Annotated in this window: 13 protein-coding genes and 1 pseudogene; 6 read left to right on the forward strand and 8 right to left on the reverse strand. The window is 73.4% G+C overall.

Annotation, left to right across the window (positions count from 1 at the left end; translation table 11 throughout):
* The first annotated feature begins 2 nt into the window (after positions 1–2).
* Entirely contained in the window at positions 3–1,577 is a 1,575-nt protein-coding gene (locus AB0G32_RS18890) for a class I adenylate-forming enzyme family protein (protein ID WP_361164023.1), read from the forward strand.
* Between the two features lie 90 nt (positions 1,578–1,667).
* On the opposite strand, the gene AB0G32_RS18895 is transcribed toward AB0G32_RS18890, so the two are convergent.
* A complete protein-coding gene (locus AB0G32_RS18895) occupies positions 1,668–1,967 on the reverse strand; it encodes a (2Fe-2S)-binding protein (protein ID WP_361164025.1) in 300 nt (99 codons plus the stop codon).
* Between the two features lie 473 nt (positions 1,968–2,440).
* Between AB0G32_RS18895 and AB0G32_RS18900 the strand changes: the two genes are divergently transcribed.
* On the forward strand, positions 2,441–4,027 hold the full coding sequence (locus AB0G32_RS18900) for a class I adenylate-forming enzyme family protein (RefSeq protein ID WP_361164027.1): 1,587 nt from the start codon (positions 2,441–2,443) through the stop codon (positions 4,025–4,027).
* Between the two features lie 122 nt (positions 4,028–4,149).
* On the opposite strand, the gene AB0G32_RS18905 is transcribed toward AB0G32_RS18900, so the two are convergent.
* The 6 genes and pseudogenes from AB0G32_RS18905 to AB0G32_RS18930 all read right to left on the reverse strand — a co-directional run bounded on the left by AB0G32_RS18905 (position 4,150) and on the right by AB0G32_RS18930 (position 12,463).
* Positions 4,150–6,135, reverse strand: coding sequence for an anthranilate synthase family protein (locus AB0G32_RS18905; RefSeq protein ID WP_361164029.1), 1,986 nt, complete (start codon positions 6,133–6,135; stop codon positions 4,150–4,152).
* On the reverse strand, positions 6,132–6,761 hold the full coding sequence (locus tag AB0G32_RS18910; RefSeq protein WP_361164031.1) for an isochorismatase family protein: 630 nt from the start codon (positions 6,759–6,761) through the stop codon (positions 6,132–6,134). Before AB0G32_RS18910 ends, AB0G32_RS18905 begins: the two co-directional genes overlap by 4 nt.
* Positions 6,762–6,866: 105 nt before the next feature.
* On the reverse strand, positions 6,867–7,640 hold the full coding sequence (locus AB0G32_RS18915) for a 2,3-dihydro-2,3-dihydroxybenzoate dehydrogenase (RefSeq protein ID WP_361164033.1): 774 nt from the start codon (positions 7,638–7,640) through the stop codon (positions 6,867–6,869).
* 74 nt (positions 7,641–7,714) lie between these two features.
* Positions 7,715–8,852, reverse strand: a pseudogene (locus AB0G32_RS18920) (3-deoxy-7-phosphoheptulonate synthase).
* 584 nt (positions 8,853–9,436) lie between these two features.
* Positions 9,437–11,683: an aminodeoxychorismate synthase component I gene (gene pabB, locus AB0G32_RS18925; protein ID WP_361164035.1), complete on the reverse strand. Its 2,247-nt coding sequence runs from the start codon at positions 11,681–11,683 to the stop codon at positions 9,437–9,439.
* A 69-nt stretch (positions 11,684–11,752) separates the two neighbouring features.
* On the reverse strand, positions 11,753–12,463 hold the full coding sequence (locus AB0G32_RS18930) for a class I SAM-dependent methyltransferase (RefSeq protein ID WP_361164037.1): 711 nt from the start codon (positions 12,461–12,463) through the stop codon (positions 11,753–11,755).
* 256 nt (positions 12,464–12,719) lie between these two features.
* Here AB0G32_RS18930 and AB0G32_RS18935 point away from each other — a divergent pair, with 256 nt between their 5' ends.
* Positions 12,720–14,657 carry a helix-turn-helix domain-containing protein gene (locus tag AB0G32_RS18935; protein ID WP_361164039.1) on the forward strand — a complete coding sequence of 646 codons (1,938 nt, stop codon included), beginning with the start codon at positions 12,720–12,722 and terminating at the stop codon, positions 14,655–14,657.
* Positions 14,658–14,950: 293 nt separating this feature from the next.
* Here the strand turns inward: AB0G32_RS18935 and AB0G32_RS18940 are convergent, their stop codons facing one another.
* A complete protein-coding gene (locus AB0G32_RS18940; RefSeq protein ID WP_361164041.1) occupies positions 14,951–16,186 on the reverse strand; it encodes a transposase in 1,236 nt (411 codons plus the stop codon).
* Between the two features lie 276 nt (positions 16,187–16,462).
* On the opposite strand from AB0G32_RS18940, the gene AB0G32_RS18945 reads away from it, so the two are divergent.
* From AB0G32_RS18945 to AB0G32_RS18955, 3 genes are all read left to right on the forward strand, one after another.
* Positions 16,463–17,449, forward strand: a complete 987-nt coding sequence (locus tag AB0G32_RS18945; protein WP_361164043.1) for an NADPH:quinone reductase — start codon at positions 16,463–16,465, stop codon at positions 17,447–17,449.
* Positions 17,450–17,511: 62 nt separating this feature from the next.
* Positions 17,512–17,991 carry an Rrf2 family transcriptional regulator gene (locus AB0G32_RS18950; protein ID WP_361164045.1) on the forward strand — a complete coding sequence of 160 codons (480 nt, stop codon included), beginning with the start codon at positions 17,512–17,514 and terminating at the stop codon, positions 17,989–17,991.
* Positions 17,992–18,043: 52 nt separating this feature from the next.
* A complete protein-coding gene (locus AB0G32_RS18955; RefSeq protein WP_361164047.1) occupies positions 18,044–19,264 on the forward strand; it encodes an MFS transporter in 1,221 nt (406 codons plus the stop codon).
* Positions 19,265–19,331 lie beyond the last annotated feature (67 nt).

A 19,331-nucleotide genomic window follows, 5' to 3' on the forward strand; every position in this document is an offset into this window, starting at 1 on the left:
AGGTGTTTCTTCAACGTATCGGAAACCAGGGCATTCAACTCGGGAGACTCTTTGAACGAGCCGCCGCCCGGCACGGGTCGAACGTCCTCATCCTGGACCACGACCTGGACATCGCCCCGCACCTGGGCCGCCGGGCGACCATCGCGGAAGTCGCGGACCTGGTGGACGACATCGCCGCCCGGCTGTGGGCCGCGAAGGTCCGCCCCGGCCGCCGGGTGGTCGTCTACAAGTCCGACGGCTTCGACATCACCCTGCTGGCCTGCGCGGTGGCCCGGATCGGTGGCGTCCCGGTGCTGCTGTCGCCGAAACTCGACGGGGAGACCGTCGCCGAGCTGATCCGCCGGACCGGCAAGCCGTTCCTCGTCACCGACCCGGCCAAGGCGGAGCACGAGCTGCCGGCGGCCGCCTTCGACCTCGCCGAGCAGGTGATCCTGACCTCCGGCAGCCACCGCGACGCCGTCGAGCTGGGGTCGCTGGCCGGTGCCGGGCGGGTCGCCCCGGTGGTCCTGCCCGCCACCCACCCCACACTGATCACCCACACCTCGGGCACCACCGGCCTGCCCAAACTGGCCGTGCACACCGGCTTCAGCCTCCAGTCCCGGTACCGCCCGCAGGCGTCCGTCCTGCGGCCGCTGATCCGGGGCCGGGAGACCGTCGCGATCCACGTGTCCTTCGTGCATTCCCGGCTCATCACCGCGCTCGCCATCTCACTGCACCGCGGCTTCCCGCTGGTGGTGCTCCGTGAGTCGGACCCGGATCACGTCGGCGACCTGTTCGCCCGGCTGAAGCCCGGCATCCTGGAGGCGCACCCCAACTCCTTCATGGAGTGGGAGGCGCTGGCCGACGATCCGCGCGGCCCGCTGTCCAACGTCAAGCTCTTCAGCAGCACCTTCGACGCGATCCACCCGCGCACCGTGCACCGGCTGCTGCGGGCCACCCGGCGCACCGCACCGCTGTTCGGCCAGCTCTACGGGCAGAGCGAGGTGGGCCCGGCGGTGGTACGCGCCTTCACCCGGCGCCGCACCCTGGAGGACGACGGCCGCTGTGTCGGCATGCCCTTCCCCGGCATGACCGACGTGCGCGTCGTCAGCCGCGACGGCAACCCGCCGTCCGAGCGCAACCCGGGGTACATAGAGGTGCGCAGCGACGGACGGATCGTCACCTACCTGGGGGAGCAGGAGCGCTACGACGCCCAGGTCTCCGGGGACGGCTGGTGGCGGATGGGCGATGTCGGCTACCGCACCAAGTGGGGCTGCGTGCACCTGCTGGACCGCGAGGTCGACCTGATCGACGGTTTCGGCAGCACCCTCGCCGCCGAGGACACGCTGTTCGCGCGACTGGCCGAGCTGGCCGAGGTCATCATCGTCCCCGGCGCGGACGGCAGGGCCGTACCGGTGGTGTGCACGAAGGACGACAAGCCGCTGGACCCGGTGGCCTGGCAGCGCGCGGCGGCCGGTCTGCCGCCGATGGCGGAGCCGGTGCAGTGGCGGCTGGGCGACCTGCCGCAGACCGCCACCACCAAGATCAAACGGCTGGAGCTGGTCAGGCTGCTGGCCGCCCGGGACCAGGGGGAGTGACCTGACGCCCCGTCGGCGCAGGCGGCAACGCCGAGGGGGGCGGGGCCACCGGAATCGACCGGTGGCGCCGCTCTTGTCCGTACGGCGGGGTCAGCCACCGGGCCGGGCCGACTCCGCGAGCGGTTCCTCGGCCAGCGGCCGGCAGCCGCCGCAGCCGGTCGTGGCCCGGGTCGCGGTGGCGATGGACTCGACCGTCCGGGAACCCGCCGCGCGGTGCGGCAGGATCTCAGCCCTGGGCACACCGTCGCACTGGCAGACCGGCGTGTCCGCGGCCGGGGCGCCCCCTTCTGACAGAGCCCGGCCCGGCCGGGCGGACTGCCCGCCCGCCCGGCCGGCCAGGGCCCGGGGCCGGACCGTGGTCGCGCCATGCGGGCCCTGCTCCAGCCACATGCCGCACTGGGGCGCGCAGTACGGGCAGTGCGTCGCGGTGGGCGGGATGCGCGACGCCGGCCCGGTCCCCGGACGGCGCCGGCCGTCCGGGCTCGGACACGGCCATCGGTCCGGGCCGGCACCGGCCGGGCCGGGCGGTGGGTGCCGGCGGTCATGTGCCCGAGCCTCCCGTGCGTGGGGGAGACCGGGCAACGCGTCCCGGCCGACCCTGTCAAGTGACCGCACCGGGGCGCCGGGAGCGAGTTGACACAGTGCCGGACGCCCCATTGGCGCCACCGGAGCGCCGCCGCAGGATGTGGCAGCGAGTTCCTTCGACCACCGACCGCGAGGACCTGTCGCGCCCGCCGCCGGGCGATCCGCGCGACCGCCCGGCACGCGCGGGCGGGCGGGCCGGGTCCGCACCGGGCGCTCGCCGGCCGGAGTGAGCCGGCCGGCCCAAGTCGTTCCGCGACCTACCGAACGGGAAGAGACGCATGTTCTTGCAACGGCTCGGCAACAAGGGCATCCAGCTGGGCACGGTCTTCGACCGGGCGGCCGCGCGGCACCCGGCCGGCCCCGTCTACCTCGACCACGATCTCGACATCGCGCCCGAGCTGGGCCGCCGGCTGACCCTGACGGAGATCGCCGACCTGGTCGACGACTTCGCCTCCCGGCTCTGGGCCGCCCGGGTACGGCCCGGGGAACGCGTGGTCGTCCACAAGTCGGACAGCTTCGACATCTCCCTGCTCGCCTACTGCGTCGCACGCGTCGGCGGAGTGCCGGTGCTGCTCTCGCCGAAGCTGGAGGGCGCCACCGTGGCCCGGCTGCTCGAGCGGCTCGGCCACCCGACACTCGTCACCGACCAGGCCAAACTGGAGCGGGAACTGCCGTCCGAGGTCTTCGAGTCGACCGAACGGGTGCTGGTGGCGGCCGGCAGCTTCCCGGGCGCGAAGTCCCTCGCCTCGCTGGCCGGGGCCGAACGCGTCCCGGCGGTGACCATGCCGCAGGACCTGCCCGCGCTCATCACCCACACCTCGGGCACCACCGGCCTGCCCAAGCTCGCGGTGCAGACCGGGATCACCATCCAGGCCCGGTGCCGCCCGCAGTCGGTCCTGCTGGCCCCGGTCGGACGGCACGAACCCGTCGCCGTCCACGTCTCCTTCGCGCACTCCCGGATGATCAGCGGCACCGCGCTGTTCGCCCTGCGCGGCCATCCGCTCATCGTCATGCGGGACGACGACACCGAGCGCGCGGCCGAACTGTTCGCCCGGGTGCCCCCCGGCGTGATCGAGACCCACCCCAACACGCTGCTGCACTGGGAGACCCTGGCGGACCATCCCGCGGCGCCGCTCGCCGGGGTCAGGTGCTTCAGCAACACCTTCGACGCCATCCATCCGCGCACCGTGGGCACTTTGCTGGGGGCGTCGAGGCGGACCATGCCGTTCTTCGCGCAGACCTACGGGCAGAGCGAGACCGGTGCCATCGCCGCGCGCACCTACACCCGGCGGCACCGGGCCGGCGCCGACGGCAGGTGCGTGGGCCGTACCTTCCCCGGCATGACCGAGGTGCGGGTGGTGAGCCGGGACGGCCGGCCGCCCACCAAGAACTCACCGGGCCACATCGAGGTGCGCAGCGGCGGACGGATCGTCACGTACTTCGGCGAGCAGGAGCGGTTCGACAACCAGTTCTCGCCGGACGGCTGGTGGCGGATGGGCGACCTGGGCTACCGCACCAAGTGGGGCTGTCTGCACCTGCTGGACCGGGAGGTCGACGAGATCCCGGGGATCAGCAGCACCCTGGAGATCGAGGACAAGCTCTTCACCCGGCTCCCGGAACTGCTCGAGGTCATCATCGTCCCCGGTGGCGACGGCGCGCCGATACCCGTGGTGTGCCTGCGCGAGGACCGGCCGCTGGACCGCGCCAGGTGGCGGGCGGCGGTCGCCGGACTGCCGGAGCTGGCCGAGCCGGTGCAGCGGCGGCTGGACGAACTGCCGCACACCGCCACCACCAAGGTCAAGCGGCTGGAGCTGTCCCGGCAGCTGACGGGCCCGCAGGACGGCCCGCTGAGCGCGACGAAGTGACCCAACAACCCGGCCGCCCTCGCGGGGTCCGCCCCGCGAGGGCGGCCGGGTTCCGCCGTGCCGGACCTGCCGGACGCGGCGGAGCGGGCGCCGGCCCGGCCGGCGCCCGCTGACGAGGTCCGTCAGCCGGCCGGCAGCGCGGTGGCGTGCAGCACCTCGGTGATCAGCCGGGCGACGATCCGGGGACCGTCCTGGGTCAGCACCGACTCGGCGTGGAACTGCATCGAGGCGAAGTGCGGGCCCCGCAGCGCGTGCACCTCGCCGGTCCCCGGATCGCGGCTCACCTCGATCGGCCCCACCCGGTCGGCCTCGGCCTCCTCCCGGGTGCTGTAGGCGGCGAAGGTGTTGTAGAAGCCGACCCGCTCCCGGCGGCCGAACAGGTCGATCTCCCGCTGGACGCCCTGGTTCGGCACCTCGCGGCGGACGAGTTCGAAACCGAGCAGGCTGCTCAGCACCTGGTGGCTCAGGCAGACCGCGAGGAACGGCCGCCGCTGGTCGAGCAGCTTCAGCACCGCGGACCGCAGATGGGCGATCTTGGGGTGGCCGGCCGCCCGCGGGTCGCCAGGTCCGGGGCCCGCGATCACCAGGTCGTAGCCCTCGAAGGAGTACTCCTCGTCGAACCGGCGCACCGTCACCACCAGTCCCAGTGCGCGCAGTTGGTGTCCGATCATCGAGGTGAAGGTGTCCTCCGCGTCGATCACCAGCACCCGGCGCCCGGCGAGTTCCGTCGCGCACGGGCTGCCCGTCCCGCCCTCGGCGAGCCAGAAGTCCGCGATGCTCCGGTTGCGCCGCTCCAGCGCGGCCCGTACGCGCGGGTGGTCGGCGAAGCTCCGCGGCCCGTCCGCCTCCAGCGCCGCCAGCAGACCGGCCGCCTTGGCCCGGGTCTCGGCGACCTCGCGGTCCGGGTCGGAGTGCCGGACCAGGGTGGCGCCGACCCCGATGGACAGCCGTCCCGAGCGGTCGATGTCCGCGGTGCGGATCAGGATCGCGGAGTCCAGGGTGCGGCCTCCGCGCCCGTCCTGCCCGATCAGGGCGAGCACACCGCTGTAGTAGCCGCGGCCGGCCGGCTCGTAGCGGCCGATGACCCGGGCGGCGCTCTCCAGCGGGCTGCCGGTGACGGTGGGCGCGAACATCGTCTCGCGCAGGATCTCGCGCGGGTCGCGGCGGCTGCGGCCCTCGATGAAGTACTCGGTGTGCGCGAGCCGGGCCATCTCCTTGAGGTACGGGCCGACCACCCGGCCGCCGGAATCGCAGATCCGGGCCATCATCTTGAGCTCTTCGTCGACCACCATGTAGAGCTCGTCGGCCTCCTTGCGGTCGGCCAGGAAGTCCATCACCTCGGGCAGCGTCGGCCCCGAGGCCGGATAGCGGTAGGTGCCGCTGATCGGGTTCATCACCGCGGTGCCGTCGCTGAGGCTGATGTGCCGCTCGGGGGTGGCGCCGACGAAGGTCCGCTCGCCGGTGTGCACCACGAACGTCCAGTAGGCGCCGGTCTCGTGCTCCACCAGCCGGCGGAAGAAGGTCAGCGCGGCGGCCGGTGTGTAGCCGGTGATGTCGGCCACGAAGGAGCGTTTGATGACGAAGTTCGCCCCCTCGCCCCGGCCGATCTCGTCGGCGATCACCCGGCGGACGATGTCGGCGTAGGCGTCGTCACTGATGTCGAAGTGGCCCCCGGCCAGCGCGATGGGCGTGTCCGGGATCCGGGCCAGCGCCTCGGCGAGCTGCACGGTGGCCTGCTCGGTCACGGTGACGGCGATCAGCGGGGCGCCGTCGTCGGCGGACTCGAAGCCGCGCTCGCGGATCTGCCGGTAGGGGACGAGCGCCAGCACCTCGTGCCGGGCGCCGTCGCCCGCCCCGGCCGGCTCGGACAGCTCGATCCGGTCCAGCGTGGCCGGCGTGCTGACCTCGCCGAGCAGCACCTCCAGCGTTCCCCGGCCGGTCGTCTCGGGCCGGTGCAGCAGGGCGAAGACGGGCGGCGACGGGGCGTCGAGTATCCGTTGCAGCAGGTCCGGCCGTGCGATGTCCGGCCGTGCGATGTCCGGCCGTGCGATGTCCGGCTGTGCGATGTCCTGCCGGGCCGGGCCGGACCGTGCGATGTCCGGTCTCATCCGAGGACTCCCTCGGCGGTGACCACCATCGCGCAGCGCCTGGCGGCGTACTCCAGGGCGAGCCGGTGGTCCGCGGCGCTGAAGTCGGCCACCGCGTCGGCCACCAGGAACGGCTGGATGTCGCGGGTGAACGCCTCCACCGCGGTCATCAGCACCCCGACGTGCGCGTACACCCCGCACAGGATGAGCTGGTCCCGGCCGGCGGCACGCATCCGGTCCAGCAGGCCGGAGTTGAAGAACGCGCTGTAGCGCCACTTGGTGAACATCCAGTCCCGGGACGTCGGGGCGAGCGGCTCGATCACCTCGCGGTCGACCGGATCCACCCGCATGCCCGGACCCCAGAAGTCCATCAGCAGACCGCGCTGCTCCTCGGTCATGCCGCCCGGCTGAGCCGTGTAGGCGACCGGTACGCCCAGCGCCGCGGCCCGCTCGCGCAACAGCACGGCGTTGCGGACCAGTTCGCCGCCCGGGGACTGCGCGGCGGGGAAGGGCTTGAGGAAGTAGCGCTGCATGTCGTGGACGAGCAGCACCGCACGGTCCGGGTCCACCGTCCACTTCGCGGTGTTGCCGGGCAGGTCGCCCGCGGTCGGCATCGCGTAGGGCTCGATGGTGGGTAACCCTGCCATGGCCTTTGTCTCCTGTTCTGTACACACGTGTTCTGTACACATGCGTTCTGTGCGGGTACGGGGTGCGGGTGTTTCACGGGGTGCGGATGGCCGAGGACGGCACGTTCAGGCGCCGAGTCCGGCGCCGCCGTCGACGGTGAGGTCGTGCAGGGTGATGTGGCCGGCCTGGTCGGAGAGGAGGAAGAGCACCGCGGCGGCGATGTCCGCGGGCTGCGCCAGCTTGCCCAGCGGAATGCCCACCCGGTATGCCTCCGGCCGGCCCTCGATGGTGCCCTTCGGGCCCGACGCGTCGTGCCACATGGAGCTGAGCATCGGGGTGTCGGTCGAGCCCGGGGCGACCACGTTGCAGCGGATGCCGTACTCGGCGACCTCCAGGCCCAGGCTCTTGGTGAACATCGTCGCGGCCGCCTTGGAGGCGGCGTACGCGGCCATCTCGGCGCGCGGCGTGCTCGCCGCGTTGGAGGCGACGGTGACGAGGGCGCCGCGGCGGCGCGGCACCATCCGGGCGACCACCGCGCGGGACAGGTGGAACACGCCGTCCACGTTGACCGCGAAGGTGGCCCGCCAGTCCTCGTCCGTGAGGCTCCCGACCGTGCCCAGGCGCAGCACGCCGGCGGCGTTGACCAGATGGTCCACCGGGCCCAGGTCCCGCTCCACCGTGTCGACCAGCGCGTCGACCGCAGCGCTGTCGGTGACGTCCGCCGGGAACGCCTCGATCCGCGATCCGCCCTCCGCGACCAGCTTGGCGACGGTCTCCCGCAACGCGTCGGCGTTCCGGTCGACGGCGGCCACGACCGCGCCGCGCTCGGCCAGGGCCCGGACGACCGCCGCGCCGATGCCCCCCGCCGCTCCGGTGACCAAAGCGACCTTGTTCCGCATGACTCAGACCTCCTTGCGGGCCGGCCCGGTGCCGGGCCGGCCGTGGTCGGACGGGTTCGTTCGCCAGGGCGTCGTCAGCCCTGCCAGGCGGAGACCACCGAGATGGCCTGGCCCGGGTTGAGCCGGGGATCGCAGAAACTGGTGTATTTGTCGCCGACGTTGCCTTGCGCGGACTCGTTGAGGACGCACTCGGTGACGTCGTCGGGGGTGGTCTCCAGATGCAGCCCGCCGGCCACGCCGCCGGCCGACCGCACCGCCGACTGGAAGTCCTGGACCTCCCGTACGACGGTGTCCACGAAGCGGGTCTTGAGGCCGGCCGGGGTGGTGACGGTGTTGCCGTGCATCGGGTCGGTCAGCCAGATGACCGGGTGCCCGGCCGCCTTGACGGCCCCGACCAGCGCGGGCAGCCGGCCGGCGACCGAACCGGCGCCCATCCGGGCGATGAGCGTGAGCCGGCCCGGGTCGCGCTCCGGGTCGAGCAGCGCGCACAGCGCCAGCAGTTCGTCCGTCCGGGTGCGGGGGCCGACCTTGCAGGCCACCGGGTTGTCGACGCCGGCGAGCAGCGCGACGTGGGCGCCGTCCGCCGCGCGGGTGCGCTCGCCGATCCACGGCCAGTGCGTCGAGGTCAGCAGCAGCCGGCCGGCGTCGTCCCGCCGGACCATCGGCAGCTCGTAGTCCAGCAGCAGTGCCTCGTGGCTGGTCCACACCGGCGGGCAGATGGGTCATGGCCCGGCTCGCCGCCTCGTAGCACGAGAGCAGCCGTCGCGGGTCGGGCCGCCGCAGCAGCGGGTCCGGCTCCGGGCTGTTGACCATGTGGCCCCGGTAGACGGGGAGTTCGACGCCGCCGACCCGTTCGGTGGGACGGGAGCGGGGTTTGGCGAACTGGCCCGCCATCCGGCCGACCCGGACCACCGGCCGGTGGGTGGCCATCTTCACGATGCCCGCCAGGACATCGAGCAGACCGCACTTGCGGGCGACGTAACCGGCCGAGCACTCCACCGGGTCCTCCGCGCAGTCGCCGCTCTGCACCACCTGCGCGGCGCCGGCCGCCACCTCGGCGAGCAGGGAGCGCAACCGGTGCACGTCCGCGGCGGCCACCAGGGGTGGTCGTCCGGCCAGCTCCTTCCTGACGTCGGGCAGGTGTTCGTGATCGGCCCAGTCGGGCTGCTGCAGGGCCGGTCTGGACCGGACAGCGGTCAGTGCGGTGACCATGAGCGTCTCCCAGAGCGAAAGTGCGGCGGACTCGGTGGCCCCCGCGGTGCCTCGCGAGAAGGTGTGCCGCGGACACCGGGTCCGGCACGGGGCGAAGGCGGCGGTGGGGTGGTGCGACGGGTGCGGGCCGGTGTCCGGCCGACGGCGGGCGCGGGCCGGACCGCGGTACTCAGGCCACCCGCGGCCCCCGTGCGCGGTGCCCTGCGGTGCCGGTGGGCCCTTGCCGGGCGGCGGCGTCGGTCATGGCCGGGATGCTCCCTCGACTGGCGGAAAAGGCCGGGGCCTGGGGGTCGGCGACGAGCTGTGGGTTGCCGGACGGCTGCGGTGCGTCCTGATCGTGTGACACGGCGACCGACGCCGCCAACGGCCGCCACCGCACTTCGTCAGGTGCCGGGTACTTCATCAGGTCCGACACGGGGGCCCGCCCCGGGCGGGTCGAGCGGGGAGCAGCGCCGGTCAGGGCGAGGGAGGGCCCCGCCGAGGCGTGGAGAGCCATCCCCCCCCGCTGGCCGGGTCAGGGGGGCCACAGGCGACCGCCCCCGCCGGAAAACCGGCGGGGGCGGCCCGTGGCGGCTGCTGGACGGTCAGTGGATCAGGGAGTCCTGGCGGCCCTCCGGCAGTTCCAGGTCCGCCAGGGCGAACAGCGGGGCGGCCTTGACCACCGTCTCCTCGAACTCCGCCGCCGCGTCGGACAGCGCGATGATCGCGCCGCCCACGCCGTAGCGCACCCGTCCCGGCGTGAGCACCGCCGTGCGGATCACCACGCTGAGGTCCGCCGCGCCGGTCAGCGAGAAGTAGCCGACCGCACCGGAGTACACCCCGCGCGGCCCCTGTTCCAAGCGGTCGATGATCTCCATCGTGCGCAGCTTCGGCGCGCCGGTCATCGAGCCCGGCGGGAACGCCGCCCGCACGCACCGGACCGCCGAGCTGTCCGGCCGCAGCCGGGCCCGCACCGTACTGACCAGCTGATGGGCCCTGGCGTACGTCTCGACCCGGAAGATGTCGTCCGCCTCCACCGAGCCGATCTCCGCGCACCGCCCCAGGTCGTTGCGGACCAGATCCACGATCATCAGGTTCTCGGCCCGGTCCTTCGCGCTCGACATCAGGTCCGCCCGCAGCTGTGCGTCCTCGCCGGGCGTCGCGCCGCGCGGGCGGGTCCCCTTGATCGGCCGCGACTCGGCCACCCCGTGCCGGTCCACCCGCAGGAACCGCTCGGGCGAGGTGCTCAGCACCGAGAGCTCGCCGAACCGCAGCAGCGCGCCGAACGGGCTCGGGCTGGTGCGGCGCAGGAACCGGTAGCTGTGCCAGGGGTGCGGCCGGCCGGCCGCCTCGATCATGTTGGTGAGGCACACCTCGTACGTCTCGCCCGCCGCGATCTCCTCCTGGCAGGCGTCGATCAGGTCCAGGTAGGCGCTCCGGTCGTGCCGCCACCGCAGGGTGTGCGGCGGATCGGTCCGGCCGGGCCGGGAGGCGCCGGGCCCGGCGAGGCCGGCGAGCAGCCCGGCCGCCTCCGCCAGCCACCGGCGGGCCTGGTCCGGCGCGTCCTCCTCGGCCAGGGCCAGCAGATACCCGGTGCCGGTGAGGTGGTCGAGGACCAGCGCCCGGTCGCTGAAGACCATCACCGCGTCCGGATCCTGCGAACGGTGCGCGAGCCGGCCGCCGCACTCGGCCTTCAGCTCGTAGCCCAGGTACCCGACCCAGCCCAGCGCGAAGTCGAAGGGCAGTTCGGGGACGGTGGTCCGGAGCGAGGCCAGGTCCCGGTCCAGCCACTCCAGGAAGGCGCTGGTGACGGTCTCGGTGGAGGTCGCCGAACGCACCGTCACCGTGCCGCTCCACACATCGGCCTCGGCGATCCGGCCGAGCGGACCGGAGGCGTCGCCCATGATGGAGAACCGGCCGGAGCCGGCGTCGGGCCGGCTGCTGTCCAGCCAGTAGGCGTGCCCGCCCCGGTGGAAGAGCCGGTCGAAGGCGGCCTCGTCCTCCACCCGGACGGCCAGGCGGCGCGCCAGGACACGCAGCCGCCGCGGCCCGGCGCCGTCGCCGGGCCGGTGATCGGCATCGGACCGGTGACCGTCGCCGGGCCGGTGGTCTGTGTCGGGCCGGTGGCCGTCGCCGGGCCGGTGGTCGGGGTCGGACAAGTGGTCGGTGGGGGGCCGGTGATCGGTGCCCACCGCGCCGGGCGCGGTACTCGGCACGCCCGGCACGGCGCTCAGCACACTGCCCGGCACGGGCGCCTCCCGACCCCGGCCGCCTCCGTGCCGCAGGGTCAGCCGGCGGAAGTTGTCCAGCAGCCGGTGCCCGTACTGGCCCCCGATCGATTCGGGATGGAACTGCACACCCCACTGCGGGCGTTCCCGGTGCCGCAGGCCCATCAAGACACCGTCGGGCGTCCAGGCGGTCGCCTCCAGCGCGGCCGGCAGCCGGTCCACGGCCAGCGAGTGGTACCGGACGGCCTCGAACGGAGACGGCAGCCCCTCGAACAGACCGGTCCCGTCGTGCAGTACCGGTGAGACCCGGCCGTGGCAGGGCTCCGGCGCGCGGCCGACCCGGGCGCCGTGCAGCGCGGCCAGCCCCTGATGGCCCAGGCACACCCCGAGCGTCGGCAGCCCGCCGTGCTCCAGCACCTCGCGGCAGACGCCGAAGTCGGCGGGCCGGGCCGGATCGCCCGGCCCGGGGGAGAGCACCACGTTGTCGAAGGCCGACAGATGCCCCAGCTGCCACCGGGGATCGTCGTTGACTACGACCTCGGGTTCCCGGCCGTTGACCTCGGCCAGGTAGTGAAAAAGGTTGTAAGTGAACGAGTCGTAATTGTCGATCAGTAAAGTGCGCACCGTTTCCCCTGGTCACGTGCCCGACGCCGCGATCGTCCGTTTCTCTCCCGACGTGCTGCCGGCGCCCCGTCAGCTCACCGCCGTCACCTCGATCAGCATGTGCTCCACCTCGTGCTCGCCCTCCCGGAACACGGCGCTGCGCAGCACCGTGAGCGCGCGCCCGCACTCCTCGGCGATCCGCAGCAGGCCGTCCAGGTCGCCCCGCCCGCTGAAGTGCAGCAGCACGGAGCCGCCCGGCGCGAGCCGGCCCGGCGCCTCGGTCAGGAACCGGCGGTGCGTCGCGTACCCCGGGTCCACGTAGCCGCGTTCCAGCATGGTCCGGTACTGGTACTCCGCCGGTGCCAGCACGTAGTTGGAATGCCAGAAGACCGTGTCGAAGCGTTCCTCCGGGGCCAGGCCGGCGAACAGGTCGCCGCGCAGGCTCCGGACCCGGTCCCGCACGCCGTGCCGCTCGGCGTTGAGTGCCGTGTTGCGGACCGCGGCCTCGCTGATGTCCACGGCCACCACGCGGTCGCAGCCGCCCAGCGCGCTGGCCACGGCGATCACTCCGCTGCCGCAGCCGATCTCGAGGAACGAGCCGGTCCGCGGGGCCGCCGCCGGGTCCGCCAGGCCCATCAGGCGCATGGAGAACTCCGTGGTCGGGGAGTACACCGGCGCGAACACCCCGGGAAGGAGATCCCACTCCCGCCCGCACAGGGTGAAGACGGCCGGCCAGTCCTCCCGCGCCAGCGCCTGCCTGCTGCGCTCCAAGGACCGGCGATAGTCCTGAATAACGTTCATTACGTTCCCCCCTGCCGCCAGAACTGCTCATTCGATGCCGTAATCGTGCTGATCTCTGACCGAATCTTGCCGGTAACATGACACTTACGGAAGGTGATCAAGCAACACATCGAACCGCCGGTCGCGGTGCCCCCACTACCGTCCAGTCACTGGACATGTCTGACGATTCGTTGACGCCTGACGCACCGCTCAGTAACTTTTCGATCACTGTGAGAGCAGCCGTACGGCCTCGTGGCAGGACAGGGGGAGGGGAGTCGTGACGGAGCAGGGGGCGCGGGAGGACCGTGGGGCGTCGGCCGTCCTGGAGCTACTGGCCAGTGAGGCGCCGCCGGCCCGGCTGGAGTCGCTCGTCGCCCGGGCGCGACGCGAGCACGCCCCCGAGGCCGAACTGGAGAGCCTGGAGCACGCCACCCGGCTGGGCCTGAGCATCCACTCCCAGCGCGAGCGCCGCCAGCAGCGGGAGGCGGGGCTGTCCGCGCTGCTCGACACCACCCGCGACCTGGTCGCCCCCAACGATCTCGACACCGTGCTCCGGATGGTCACCAGACGGTCCCGCCTGCTGTTCGGCGCCGACATGTCGTACATCAGCTTCCCGCACCCGGAGGACGGGGTCTCCTACGTACGCGCCTCCGACGGGCACATCTCCACTCTCAACGTCGGTCTCCGGCTGCCCGGGGAGGGCGGCCTGGGCAACGCCGCGCTGGCCAACCTCGGGCCGGTCTGGACCCCGGACTACCTCGAGGACGACGGGATAGCGCACAGCGCGGGCCTGGACGAGGTGGTCAGGGCCGAGGGACTGCGCGCGATCATGGCCGTCCCGCTGAGCCAGGGCGCCCACCACGGTGGCGTCCTCTACGTGGCCGACCGCAATGTGCGCCACTTCACCGGGGACGAGGTCTCCCTGATCAGCTCCCTGGGCCACCTGGCCGGCCTGGCCATCGAACGGGCCCGGGTACTGGACGAGACCAACTCCGCGCTGCGAGAACTGGCCCGGGAGAACGACCGGCTCACCCAGGCCCTGCACGACGCCGACGAACTGGCGCGGATCCACCGCGAACTGGTCGACGAGGCGCTGAGCGGGGCGGAACCGCACACCCTGGCCCGGGCGGCGAGCCGGCACCTCCGCGGCAGTCTGCGCGTCTACGCCGCCAACGGCACCCCCCTGACCACGGTCGGCGCGATACCCGAGAGCGAGGCCGCCGCCACCGCGGTGGCCACCATGGACGCCGCCGCCGAGCCGGTGCAGGTGGACGGCGGCATGTGGGCCGTGCCGGTCGGCGCGGGCCGGGAATACCTCGGCACGCTGCTGCTCAAGTCCGAACATCCGCCCGCGGAACGGGACCACCGGCTGCTCCGGCTGGTCGCCCAGGCCACCGCGGTCCAACTGCTGCTGGAGACCAGCCGGACCGCCATCGCCCAGGGCCGGGCCCATGACGAACTGCTCGAAGACCTGCTCACCGTCCCGCAGCGGCCCCCGCAGCAACTGGAGGAACGCGCCCGCCGCCTCGGCATCGACCTGAACGCGCCGCACGTCGTGGTGATCGCCCGTCCCGAGGGCGAGGCCCACGGCAAGATGTACAGCTGGGCCTCGTCGTACGCGCACCGGATGAACGGGCTGAAGAGCGTCCACACCGACAGCGTCGTACTGTTCCTGCCGGGCACCGATCCGGGCGCCGCCGCCTCGGCGGTCTCCGAGGAACTCTCGCCGCTGCTCGACGAACCGGCGACGGTCGCCGGTGCCGGGCCGGTCTCGGACGCGGCCGCGGTCCTTGGCTGCCACCGCGAGGCGCTGCGCTGCCTCGACGCGATGACGGCCCTCGGCAGTACCGGGCGTTCGGCGTCCGCGCGCGAACTGGGGTTCCTCGGCGTGCTGCTGGCGGACGACCGGGACGTCGCGGGATTCATCGACTCGGTGATCGGCCCTCTCCTCACCTACGACCGGGAGCGCTTCACCGAACTCGCCCGCACCCTCGGCGCCTACTTCGAGACCGGCAACAGCCCGACCCGCGCGGCCCAGCGACTGCACGTCCACCCGAACACGGTCGCCCGCAGGCTGGAGCGGATCAGCGACCTGCTGGGACGGGACTGGCAGCAGCCCGAGCGCGCCCTTGAGGTACAGCTCGCGCTCAGACTGTCCCGCATCCGCCAAGTACTGATGGAACAGCGGGCACCCGGCGCGGGGGAGCGGACCTGACACCCGATCACGGACCGGCCCGACGGACGGGCCCGATCACGGACGGGCCCGATCACGGACCGGCCCGAGCGGTGACGGGCCCGAGCGGTGACCGGTCCGACTGGCGGCCCGCCCCCGGGAGGTACGTCCGCACCCCACCGAGCCGCCCCCACCGAGCCGCCCTCATTGAGACCGCCTCATTGAGACCGCCTCATTGAGACCGCCTCATTGAGACCGCCCCACCGAGACCGCCCCACCGAGCCCGCCCCACCGAGCCCGCCCCACCGAGCCCGTGTCCTCCCCCCAGTGCCCCCTCAAGAAGCCCGACGCAGTTGCCCGTCACCGGTGCGGGCCAGTGCCGCGACCGCGTGGGCGGCCGAGGCCAGTGTGACGTGGCGGTGCCAGCCGCCGAACGAGCGGCCCGCGAAATCCCTGATCCCCACTTGGTCGGCGATGTCGGTGAAGTCCCGGTCGACCCGGCGGGTCAGCCGGCTCAGCCGGAACGGCACCGCCGCCGGCCCCGTCGCGCGGTCGGTCAGCCACACCTCGCGCGGCCAGCGCCGGCCCTGCGCGCCCGCCCCCAGCAGCAGCAGATCCTCCTCGCCCCCCGCCGCGCGGCGCCCCGGCAGGGTCAGCCGCCGGCCGGGCGACGGAACCCGGACCCGGACACCGGCGACCAGGCTGGTCCGCAGCCCGGGCCGGCCGCCGTGGTCCGGCCACAGCACCGGCCGCCGCAGGTCCCGGGAGACCTCGAGGATCCGCTGGGCCGGCAGCGCCTCCGCGCTGTGCCCGGCCGGTGCCGGCTCGGCCGGGCACAGCGGCAGTGTGCTGTCGACCCGGACCACGAACGGCAGCCCCGCGGCCCGCAGTCGCCGTATCACCCGCAGGGTGTCCATCTCCCGCGCGTCCATCACCACCGGCCGCACCGGCAACCGCCAGTCGGACAGCGCTTCCAGCAGCGTCTCGACCGCGCACGCTCCCGGCGTCTGGGGACTGACGCTCTCCGGGATCGACGCCTGTCTGCGCCGCGGTACGTCGTCCAGCCACGCCTGCGACAGATGCAGCCGCCAGTTCACCGGCATGCTCACCTCGTCCGACGCGGCCCAGACCCCGATCGCCTGCTGCGCGTTGAGCACCTGGCCGAGCGAGGGGATGAACCTGCGGTCCACGCCGACCGAGTGCTCTCCGGTCTTCGGGATCACGGTGGGCCGCACCACCCAGGCCTGCGGCGGCGCGACCCGCACCAGGTGGTGCGCCAGCGCCTCGCGGACCGGCCCCCAGTCCCAGGTCGAACTGCTGATGAAGTGGTGCAGGTTCTGCTCGGTGGCCCGACCGCCGATCAGCCGCGCTATGTTGCGGATCGACTTGCGGCCCTCGGCCCCCAGCAGTCCTCGCAGATACTCGACGCCCTTGCGCCGCTGATCGGCCCGGGGCAGCGAGGCGAACAGGAACGAGCACAGTTCGGTGAGCACGACGCCCTGGTCATGGGCACACACCGCCGCGTTGTCGGGCCTTCGTACGTCCTCCATGTGCAGCGTGCCGCCGCCCATTCGAGATCCCCTCACCTCGGACAGTCAAACGCCTGTTCAGACGCCTAGACCGTAGGCAGCGCCTCCGGTTCCGCCCAGGTGCACAGAACACCTACCTGGTACGGCGACCGGTGGCGGGACCACCGAACGAGGGGATGGAGCGGCCTCGAATGTCCGGATGTCCGCCCCGCCGGTGGTGGTGGCGGACCACCGGGACGCGGCGTGCGGCCGGTCCAGTTGACGGATATCCCGCTGCTCGCTGCCCGGTTTCGCCAGGTGGTGCCAGACTCGGTGACCATGCGCGCAGCCTTCATCGAGACCCTCGGACCGCCGGAGCACATCCACTACGGTGAGTTGCCCACCCCCGCCCCCGGTCCGACCGACGTCCTGGTCGACGTCCTGGCCACCACCGTCAATCCGGTGGACACCCTGGTCCGCTCCGGCGTCTTCCGCACCCCGGCCGAGTTCCCCCTCGTGATCAGCCGTGACCTGGTCGGCACGGTCGCCGAGGCCGGGCCGGGCGCCCCCGGGTTCGCGCCCGGCGACCTGGTCTGGTGCAACAGCCTCGGCCACGGCGGCCGGCAGGGCGCCGCCGCCGAGCGGGCCGTGGTCCCCGCCGACCGCCTCTACCACCTGCCCGAAGGCGTGGACCCGGCGGTCGCCGTCGCCACGGTGCATCCGGCCGCCACCGCCTACCTGGCCCTGTTCACCCACGGCCGGGTCCGGGCCGGTGAGACCGTCCTGGTGGCCGGCGCGGCCGGGAACGTGGGCAGCGCGCTGACCGTGCTGGCCGTCGAGGCCGGCGCCCGGGTGATAGCCACCGCCGCCGCGCGGGACGCCCCGTACTGCCGTGAACTGGGCGCGGCCGAAGTCCTGGACTACCGCGACCCCGACCTGGCCAAGCGGATCGAGGAGGCCGCCCCGTCCGGTGTCGACGGCTGGCTCGACACGTCCGGCGGCAACGACCTGGCCACCGCCGTCGACGCGCTCGCTCCGCGCGGCCGGATCGTGCTGCTGGCCGGCGCCCGCTCCCGGCCGGTGCTGCCGGCGGGGCCGCTCTACATGAAGGACTGCTCCGTCGTCGGCTTCGTGATCTCCCACGCGACCGGCGCCGAACTCGCCGAGGCCGCCGGCACCATCAACCGGCTCCTGGCCGCGGGACGGCTGCGCCCCCGGTCCACGCAGACGCTTCCGCTGAGCGCCGCCGCCGAGGTGCACCGCCGGATGGAGCGGGGCGAACTGCACGGCAGGCGCGTGCTCCTGCTGCCGCACCTGGACGCCTGACCGGACGGCGATTTCCCCGCGGGACGTGCGGAGTTGGAATCTGGAGGTGTAGTGTCCTGATTATGCGGATGGGCGAGGGAGTCGAGTGGGGGCTGCACTGCTGCCTCACACTGGCCTGGGTCGGGGACGAGGAACCGGTGCCGACGGCGAAACTGGCGGCCTGGTTCGACCTCCCACCGGCTTATCTGAACAAGAGACTCCAAGCGCTGGTCCGGGCCGGCATCCTGAGTTCGACGCCGGGGGCCAGGGGCGGTTTCCGACTGGCCCGGCCCCCCGAGCGGATCACCCTCATGGACGTCGTCACCGCCATCGAAGGCCCCGACGACGTCTTCCGCTGCACCGAGATCCGGCAGCGGGGCGAAGGGGCGGGCGCACCCGCCCGGGAGTTCCAGCGGGCCTGCGGCATCGCCACCGCCATGCGCAGGGCCGAGCTGGCGTGGCGCCGTGAACTCGCCGCGCAGACGGTGGCGGACCTCATGGCCGCCGCGCCGCCCAAGGCCGCGGACCGTGCTCGGCGCCACTACGAGCGCACGGCCCGCTGAATCACCAGGTGCCCCGCGAAACCGGTGGGGCACACCCGTAAGGAGAATCTGGATGTCGAGTGTCTCGATTCCGTCCGGCCGTGCGACGGCCGACGGGAAGAATCCGCCCCAGCCGGGCGGACTGTCGTCGACCCTGGTGCTGGCCTTAGGCACCTTCGCCGTCGGCACGGACGCCTTCGTCGTCGCCGGGTTCCTGCCCACCATGGCCGACTCGCTGCACGTGTCGGAGACCGCGGCCGGGCAGTCGATCACGGTGTTCGCCGCCGCCTACGCCGTCCTGTCGCCGGTACTCGCCACCCTGACCGCGCGACTGCCCCGGCGGGCCCTGCTGATCGGCGCGCTGCTCACGCTCGGCGCGGCCAACCTCCTGTCGGCGCTGGCCCCCAACCTCGCCGTGCTGATCACCAGCCGGATCGTCGCCGCTGCGGGCGCCGCCGCCTACACCCCCAACGCCGGCGCGGTGAGCGCCGCCCTGGTCCGCCCGGAGCTGCGGGCCCGGGCCCTCGCCGTCGTGGTCGGCGGCCTGACCGTCGCGACCGCGCTCGGGGTGCCCCTCGGCAACCTGATCAGCCACTGGCTGGGCTGGCGCAGCGCCCTGGGCGTGGTGGCCGGGCTGTGCCTGCTCGTCGCGGTCGGCGTCCGGCTCATCATGCCGGAGCTGCCCGGCAACCCACGGGTCCCGCTGCGCACCCGGCTCGCCGTGCTGCGCCGGCCGACCGTACTGGCCGTACTGCCGCTCACGGTGCTCGGCATGGGAGCCTGCTACACCGCCTACGCCTACAGCGTCCCGGTGCTGGAAGCCGTCCGGATCCCGGAGAGCGCGACCCTGTGGATGCTCTTCCTGTACGGCCTGGGCGCGGTGCTCGGCAACCTGGCGGCCGGCTACGCCACCGACCGCTGGGGCTCCGTCCGGGTCCTGACCGCCGGATACGTCTGCATGGCCCTCGCGCTCGGCGTGCTGGCCTGGATCGCCGCCGCCGAGGGTTCGCTGCGGCCCGTGGTCGGCCTGCTGGTCATGTTCTGGGGCGCGAGCAGTTGGTGCCAGACGCCGCCGCAGCAGCACCGGCTGATCGAGGTCGCCCCGCAGGAAGCCCCACTGGTGGTCTCGCTCAACTCCTCCGGCATCTATCTGGGCATCGGCCTGGGCACCGTACTCGGCGGCATCACGCTCCCCGTCGGGGCGGCGACCGTGTACGGCCTCGGAGCGGTCCTGGCGGTCGCCGCCCTGCTCTTCCTGCGGATCACGGCACGCGCGACGGCGCACGAGAGCTGACGCGCGGCCGTTCCCCGACCCAGCGGTCCGGATCCCGCGGATCCGGCCGCCGCTTGACGGTGCGGTG

The sequence above is a fragment of the Streptomyces sp. NPDC023723 genome, from assembly GCF_040639815.1.
Classification (GTDB): domain Bacteria; phylum Actinomycetota; class Actinomycetes; order Streptomycetales; family Streptomycetaceae; genus Streptomyces.